Source organism: Ensifer sp. (assembly GCF_035999135.1).
Classification (GTDB): domain Bacteria; phylum Pseudomonadota; class Alphaproteobacteria; order Rhizobiales; family Rhizobiaceae; genus Ensifer.
This window is the reverse complement of the sequence record NZ_DASYGZ010000206.1, coordinates 104,403-111,714: the sequence shown is the minus strand read 5'-3', so window position 1 is coordinate 111,714 and position 7,312 is coordinate 104,403. Positions and strand designations below refer to the sequence as shown.

7 protein-coding genes are annotated in these 7,312 nt (G+C 61.3%); 6 read left to right on the top strand and 1 reads right to left on the bottom strand.

Annotated elements, in window-relative coordinates; all coding sequences use genetic code 11:
* The coding region (locus VGO12_RS27675) for an enolase C-terminal domain-like protein (protein WP_327515929.1) at nucleotides 1-260 on the top strand (260 nt) is incomplete at its 5' end.
* Between the two features lie 86 nt (nucleotides 261-346).
* On the opposite strand, the gene VGO12_RS27670 is transcribed toward VGO12_RS27675, so the two are convergent.
* Entirely contained in the window at nucleotides 347-1,297 is a 951-nt protein-coding gene (locus VGO12_RS27670; RefSeq protein ID WP_327515928.1) for a helix-turn-helix transcriptional regulator, read from the bottom strand.
* A gap of 212 nt (nucleotides 1,298-1,509) precedes the next feature.
* On the opposite strand from VGO12_RS27670, the gene VGO12_RS27665 reads away from it, so the two are divergent.
* From VGO12_RS27665 to VGO12_RS27645, 5 genes are all read left to right on the top strand, one after another.
* Nucleotides 1,510-2,391 carry a sugar ABC transporter permease gene (locus VGO12_RS27665; protein ID WP_327515927.1) on the top strand — a complete coding sequence of 294 codons (882 nt, stop codon included), beginning with the start codon at nucleotides 1,510-1,512 and terminating at the stop codon, nucleotides 2,389-2,391.
* A gap of 3 nt (nucleotides 2,392-2,394) precedes the next feature.
* A complete protein-coding gene (locus tag VGO12_RS27660) occupies nucleotides 2,395-3,279 on the top strand; it encodes a carbohydrate ABC transporter permease (RefSeq protein ID WP_327515926.1) in 885 nt (294 codons plus the stop codon).
* A gap of 2 nt (nucleotides 3,280-3,281) precedes the next feature.
* Nucleotides 3,282-4,376 (top strand): sn-glycerol-3-phosphate ABC transporter ATP-binding protein UgpC, encoded by a 1,095-nt coding sequence (locus tag VGO12_RS27655; protein WP_327515925.1) that lies wholly within the window; start codon nucleotides 3,282-3,284, stop codon nucleotides 4,374-4,376.
* 40 nt (nucleotides 4,377-4,416) lie between these two features.
* Nucleotides 4,417-5,679: an ABC transporter substrate-binding protein gene (locus VGO12_RS27650; protein ID WP_327515924.1), complete on the top strand. Its 1,263-nt coding sequence runs from the start codon at nucleotides 4,417-4,419 to the stop codon at nucleotides 5,677-5,679.
* 71 nt (nucleotides 5,680-5,750) lie between these two features.
* Nucleotides 5,751-7,304, top strand: a complete 1,554-nt coding sequence (locus tag VGO12_RS27645) for a glycoside hydrolase family 28 protein (protein WP_327515923.1) — start codon at nucleotides 5,751-5,753, stop codon at nucleotides 7,302-7,304.
* Nucleotides 7,305-7,312 lie beyond the last annotated feature (8 nt).

The window sequence follows — 7,312 nt, the reverse complement described above, 5'->3', positions numbered from 1 at the left end:
TCGTGCCGCATGTCTGGGGCACGGGCGTTCACCTTGCCGCGGCGCTGCAGTTCATGGCGACGATGACGCCGGATCCCGTCCGCGTGAAGCCGATCGAGCCGATCATGGAGTTCGATCGCACGGAGAACCCGTTCCGCCAGGAGGTGCTCTCGACGCCGATCGAGGCGGTGGGTGGCGTGGTCGCCATTCCCGATGCGCCTGGCCTCGGCATCGAGATCAATCGCGATGCGCTCTCAGAATTCAAGGCACCTCAAGGGTGATGACCGCGCGGCGGGCCGGTCGCCAGCGGATCACGCTCTCCCCCGGGGGTGTGGTAGGCGTGTTGATCCCAACGGCGCCGCGCCGGTCAGCGCAATATTGCCGACTCCGTGGCCAACTGGTTGGCCGCAAGTCCATCCGCGAGCGCGAGTGCCTGTTCGGGTTCGTCAAGCTGCATCAGGCCACCGTCTCGGCTCTGGCGAACTTTGTTCAAATGATCGCGCGGGCTGAGACCCAGAGTTCGCTTGAACATGCGGGAGAAGTAGTAGGGGTCGGAATAGCCGACTTCCATGGCGGCAGCCGCCACCGAAAGACCAGCCTCCAGGAAATGCATAGCGCGCTCCATGCGTTTCAGCTCCTGGTATTTACGCGGCGTGCGGGTCACTCGCTTCTGGAATTCGCGCAGGAAGTAGTCGCGATTGTAAGGCGACGCGTCGACCGCCCGCGTCGCAATTTCCGGATCGAGCGGGTTGGCGGAAATCATTGTGGCCGCTTTCATGACAGCAAGGTCGATCGCATCGGCGCCCTCGGGCTGGTAGGTGGCGTGGTCGCGCCAGCCGATGAACGCATCCTCGATAAAGGCAATCAGCAGCACCATGAAGAGATGATGCTGGCCGAGGGTGACGGAGGAGGGTGGAGCGCTCTGCCGATAGTGGCGGACCAGCGGTTCGAGAAGCGGCCAGCGCGTCAGGCGCAGTTTCGGTTTCAGATCCATCTGCGCGATGAGGTTATGGCGCCCGTAGATATCGAGCGTGAAGTGCTGCGCCACACCGAGATAGGTTTCCCGCCCTTCATTCCACCCGACGAAACGCTGCCCGCGCAAAATCAGCATCGCATCGCCCGGTTCCATGATCACCGCTTCGCCGTCTATCAGGTAGTGGCCGCGCCCTTCGAGGCAGATCACGAGGTCATCGACCTCGTTGGACTTGTCGATCCGCCAGGTGTGCGAGTGCTCCATGCGAATAGCCGCTCGCGTCAGATTAAGGGTGAGCGCCGTCGGCGGAATCGCCGAGAGAATGCCACCTTCAATTTCGTCCATCTTTTTCCTCGCCTTTGTGAATTCATTCTGCAGGAGAGATGGGTGATTGTCATCGTGGAAACCGCTTATGCGCACCGCATCGTCTGGGAGGAGGGATCGGTTCGTGGTGAAAAAGGGATAATCCCGTTTTCGCCCGTTCCGATCCGGGAGCGTAACTTGTACGAAACTGTATCTATGAAAGCAGCATTTCGGTGCCATCTGGGAGGAAGGGCATGAAAGGGCAGCGTGTTCTCGGGCTCGGCTATCTCGCGCCCTACATCATTGGCCTTCTGATTTTCACGGCCATTCCGTTCATCGGCTCGTTCTACCTGAGCTTCACCAGCTACGACCTGATGAGCGAGCCACGCTGGACGGGGCTTGCCAATTACGAGCGGCTCTTTACCCGTGACCGCACCTTCATCAAATCGTTGAACGTCACGCTCGTCTACGTGTTCCTGACCGTGCCGCTGAAGCTTGCCTTCGCACTATTCATCGCCGCGATCCTGAACTACCGGCTGAAGTTCATCGGCCTCTTCCGTACAGCCTTCTATGTGCCGTCCATCCTCGGGGGTTCGATCGCTATCGCCGTCTTGTGGCGCTATGTCTTTGCCTCGGAGGGACTGGCAAACATGGCGCTCGCCACGCTAGGGCTTGCTCCTGTCGACTGGTTCGGCGATCCGACCAACGCGCTCTTCACCATCACGCTCCTGCGCTGCTGGCAGTTCGGTTCGGCCATGGTGATCTTCCTGGCCGCGCTGCAATCGATCGACAAGTCGCTCTATGAGGCAGCGGCCATCGACGGTGCGGGAAAGGTGCGGACCTTCTTCTGGATCACCCTGCCGCTGCTGACACCGGTCATATTTTTCAACCTGATCATGCAGATGGTTCAGGCGTTCCAGGAGTTCAACGGCCCCTACATCATCACCCAGGGCGGTCCGCTGAAGGCAACCTACCTGCTGCCGCTCTACATCTATGACAAGGCCTTCAAGAAGTTCAACATGGGCTATGCCTCGTCCATTGCCTGGGTGCTCTTCATCATCATCACCGTGCTGACCCTCGTGGCCTTCTGGTCCTCGAAGAAGTGGGTCTATTACGCCGGCGACAAGAGGAACTGAGCCGTGGCGGATCTCCAGACTTTCAACGACCGGCAGGCCGCACGCAGGGCAAGGCTTCGTCTGCTATCGACATCGGTTCGCTACGTCCTGCTCTTTGCGGTCGGTTTCGTCATGCTCTATCCGCTGATCTGGCTGGTTGGCGCGAGTTTCAAGACCAACTCGGAGATCTTCGCCGGAGCCGGCTTCCTGCCCGACAGTCCGACCGTTGACGGCTACATCAAGGGCTGGCAGACGTCGACGCCCTACACGTTCGGCCGCTTCTTCTGGAACTCGTTCCTGATCATCCTGCCGAAGGTGATCGGCACGGCGATCTCCTGCACTATGGCGGCCTACGCCTTCGCGCGGTTCGATTTCCCGTTCAAGAAGATGCTCTTCGCATCGGTAATTGCGATCCTGCTTCTGCCGAACGTGGTGACGCGCATCCCGCAATACATCCTGTTCCGTGATCTCGGCTGGCTCGACAGTTTCCTGCCGCTCTGGGTGCCATCTGCCTTTGCTGGCGACGCATTCTTCGTCTTCATGTTGGTGCAGTTCCTGCGCTCGCTGCCGTCAGACATGGAAGAGGCGGCACGCGTCGACGGTGCCAACAGTTTGCAGACACTCGTTTACATCGTCGTCCCAATGCTGGCACCGGCGCTGATCTCTGTCTGCCTGTTTCAGTTCATGTGGACGATGAACGATTTCCTCGGGCCGCTGATCTACCTGTCGTCGGTGGACAAATACCCTGTGAGCCTGGCGCTCAAACTCTCCATCGACACGACGGAAGTTTTTGAATGGAACCGCATCCTCGCGATGTCGGTGCTGACCATTACGCCCGCCCTCGTCGTGTTCTTCGCTGCGCAACGATACTTCATTGAAGGGATCTCCTCCGGGGGAGTCAAAGGCTGACCATGGCAAAGGTTCAACTGAAAGGCCTCGAGAAAGTCTATGGCGGCGCATTTAAGGCCGTCCATGGAATCAACCTCGATATCGAGGATGGCGAGTTCATGGTCTTCGTCGGCCCGTCCGGCTGCGCCAAGTCCACGACGCTGCGCATGGTCGCGGGGCTCGAGGAAATTACAGGCGGCGAAATCGTCATTGGCGACCAGCGCGTCAACGATCTGCCGCCCGGCAAACGCTCGATCGCGATGGTGTTCCAGAACTACGCGCTCTATCCGCACATGAAGGTGCGCGGCAACCTCGCCTTCGGGCTGAAGATCGCCGGCAAGCCGAAGGCGGAGATCGATGCAGCCATCAAGCATGTGGCCAAGATCCTCGAGATCGAGCCGCTGCTCGATCGGCTGCCGAAGCAGCTCTCCGGCGGCCAGGCGCAGCGCGTCGCGCTCGGGCGCGCCCTCATCAAGAAGCCTGGAGTCTTCCTGTTCGATGAGCCGCTTTCCAATCTCGACGCCAAGCTGCGCGCCTCGATGCGGGTGCGTATCACCGATCTACACCGCCAGTTGAAGGCCGAGGGCCTGTCTTCGACGGTCATCTACGTGACGCACGACCAGACCGAAGCCATGACCATGGGGGACCGGATCTGTGTCATGCAGGCCGGCCATATCATGCAGGTGGCAACACCCAAGGAACTCTACAACCGTCCGGCAAACCTGTTCGTTGCCGGTTTCATCGGAAGCCCCGAGATGAACCTTGTCGATGCGACGCTTGAGGGTGGCGAACTCCAGATCGGCAGCCAGCGGCTGGCACTTGGCACGAATCTCGAAGGCAGGCTTTCGGCCCGCCCTGCTGACGCCGTCCTTGGCATGCGTCCGCAGCATCTTTCGCTCGTCGCCGACGGGCAAGGGCTCGCTGCAAGGCTCACCAATGCCGAGTTCATGGGTCACGAGGTCTATCTCCATGCGGATCTTGAAGGGCGCAAGCTGGTGAGCGTCGTCGGCGCTGCCGAGTTCGAGGCGCTCGGCCAGTCGGACGTGATCCGCCTGCGCCCGGATCCTGACCACCTGCATGTTTTCGACAAGACCGACGGCCGCAACGTCTCGCTGTGAGGAGGCAGCGTTCGGCCCCATTCCAAGGAGGAGAAGTTCGATGAAAATAAGAATGATCGCAGCACTGGCCACTGTCGCCTATGGGGCACTGGCCCTTGGCACGGCAGCGCAGGCCGCCGAATTGCGTATGGCCTGGTGGGGCGGTGAGAGCCGCCACGTCGCCACCCAAAAGGCGATCGCCGCCTGCGGCGAAAAACATGGGCATACTGTCAAGGGCGAATTCACTGGGTTCGACGGCTACCTCGAAAAGCTGACGACCCAGATGGCCGGCAAGACCGAGGCCGACATCATGCAGGTCAACTGGCCGTGGCTGCCGCTGTTCTCGAAGAATGGCGACGGTTTCGCCGATCTGCGCAAGCTTGGGGCGATCGACCTATCCAACTGGAGTGAGGCGGATCTGTCGGCCGGCTCAATGAACGGGGTGCTGCAAGGACTTTCGGTTTCGACGACGGGCCGCGTCTTCTTCTTCAATGCCACGACATTCGAGAAGGCGGGTGTTGCCATTCCAACGAGCTGGGACGAGTTCTTTGCCGCCACCGCGACCATCAAGGAAAAGCTCGGCAAGGACTACTACACGTTCAACGCCGTGAAGGAGACTGCCCAGCTTTTGACGACCCTGGCTGTCGTTCAAAAGACCGGCAAGGATCTGGTCGATCCCGCGACCAATCGCGTTGCCTGGACGCCGGAGGAGCTTTCCGAAGGCATATCGTTCCTGGGTAAGCTGGTGGAAACTGGAGCTATCCGATCGCAGAAAGAGGAGGCGGCCGACGGCAATGTCAATCTGTTTGAAAAGCCGGCCTGGGCCGATGGCAAGGTTGCCGGTTCCTACGAGTGGGATTCGACCTATTCGAAGTATGCAGACCCGTTGAAAGACGGTCAGGTTCTGAAGCCCGTGGCTATGCTGAAGCTTCCGGACGCCGTGACAGAGGGCGTCTATCGCAAGCCCTCGATGGTCTTCTCCATCTCCAAGAATTCCAAGGATCCGGCGGCGGCAGCTCAGATCGTCAATTGCCTTCTGAATGAACCGGAGGGCATCGATGCACTCGGCACCTCGCGCGGCCTGCCGGCGTCGAAGGCCGCCGCTACCCGCCTCGGTGACAAGGGCGAACCGGAAGTGCGTGCCGCAAACGCCATCGTCGTTGCTGCGAGCGGCCCAGCCGTCTCGCCGTTCAACGAGCATCCGGAAGTACGTGCGGCCTTCATCGATACGCTGGAAGAATATGCCTACGGCCAGCTGACGGCGGATGAGGCGGCCGCGCAGATCATCGACACGGTGAACGACGTACTCGCCGAGTTCGATTGATCCTCAGAACGTCCCGCCGCGGTTTTCGCGTCGGGCTCCCCTCGTGGATCAATAGCCAAGAGAAAGAGACCATGATCCAACCGTCCATCATCGCGCTATCGGCGCGAACGGCAGCGCTTTGCCTGCATGAAGCCGGAGCGCTCTATCGCCTGCCTGAGCCGGCGGCCTGGCGGCTTTGGGCGCTGGCTGGCGATGGCGAGGCGCGGGAAGGTGCCGCGATGACGGTTGTGAGCATCTTTCACGACCTTCGACCCCTTTGTCGCTATCGGCTCGAAGTCGACGGGTTCCAGCCGCTCGAGTTCGAGACGCCAGCCTGTACCGGTCTGATCGACGCGACCGATTTCGGCCTCATGGCGAATATCGCCCGCGACGATGTCGAGGGTGCCCGCGCCAACGCAACCATCTTGGCGGCTGCGCTCGACGCCGTGCCCAAAGGCGGCACGCTTCGTCTGGCGGAGGGGGACTGGACCGCCTTTCCCGTCCGGCTCAAGAGCAGCATGACCCTGCATCTCTCCAAGGGCGCGGTTCTGCGGGCACCATCGGCTCGCGCTGGCTGGCCCATTCTTGCGGCGCGTGACGAAACGGGCAGGATGCTTGGGAGCTGGGAAGGGCTGCCTGCCGCCTGTTTTGCCGCGCCGGTCCATGCTATCGGCGCTAAAGACCTGGCGATTGAGGGCGAGGGCACCCTCGATGGCTCGGGCGACGGCGGGGACTGGTGGACCTGGCCAAAGGAAACCCGCGACGAGGCGCGCCGCCCGCGTGGGCTGCACCTCATTTCCTGCACCGATACGAGGCTGCTTGGTTTTAGCATCCGCAACGCGCCGTCCTGGACGATCCATCCGCAGGGCTGTAGCGGGCTGGTTGCCGCGGGTCTCAGCATTAGCGCTCCACCCGACAGCCCCAACACCGATGGTTTCAACCCCGAAAGCTGCCATGACGTCACGATCACCGGCGTGCGGTTCTCGGTCGGCGACGACTGCATCGCGGTCAAAGCCGGAAAGCGCGGTCCGAACGGCGAAAACGATCATCTGGGCGAAACCCGCGGCATCCGCGTCACCCATTGCCTTATGGAGCGCGGGCATGGCGGCCTCGTCATCGGCTCGGAAATGTCGGGCGGCGTGGACGACGTTTGTATCGAGGACTGCGAGATGGTCGGCACCGATCGGGGTCTGCGTCTGAAGACAAGGCGCGGTCGCGGCGGTTCTATCACGAACATTACGATGCGGCGGGTTCTCTTGGATGGCGTCGACACGGCACTATCGGCCAACGCGCATTACCATTGCGATGCGGATGGTCACGAAGAGTGGGTGCAATCACGCCAGCCCGCACTAACGGACCCGGGAACACCCTGCATCGACGGCGTCACCATCGAGGATGTCGAAATCCGCAAGCTCGGCCATACGGCAGGCGCGTTTCTCGGGCTGCCGGAAGCACCGATCCGCAACATCAGAATTCGCCGGTTGAAGATCGCGTCCTATCGCGCCGGCGCGACCCCTACGCCTCCGATCATGGCCGACGGGGTACGACCGATGCGGCACGAGACGATCGTCGCCGAGTGCGCCGACGTCGACTGCGATGAACCGGCGCTCTTGAGCAGAGCCCCGATTTCCGTTTCCCTTGAATGAGATATCCG

What these genes read in the sequence shown, in the direction of transcription:
- VGO12_RS27670 (WP_327515928.1), bottom strand. Translation starts at nt 1,297, where the DNA reads ATGGACGAAATTGAAGGTGGCATTCTCTCGGCGATTCCGCCGACGGCG.
- VGO12_RS27665 (WP_327515927.1), top strand. Translation starts at nt 1,510, where the DNA reads ATGAAAGGGCAGCGTGTTCTCGGGCTCGGCTATCTCGCGCCCTACATC.
- VGO12_RS27655 (WP_327515925.1), top strand. Translation starts at nt 3,282, where the DNA reads ATGGCAAAGGTTCAACTGAAAGGCCTCGAGAAAGTCTATGGCGGCGCA.
- VGO12_RS27650 (WP_327515924.1), top strand. Translation starts at nt 4,417, where the DNA reads ATGAAAATAAGAATGATCGCAGCACTGGCCACTGTCGCCTATGGGGCA.
- VGO12_RS27645 (WP_327515923.1), top strand. Translation starts at nt 5,751, where the DNA reads ATGATCCAACCGTCCATCATCGCGCTATCGGCGCGAACGGCAGCGCTT.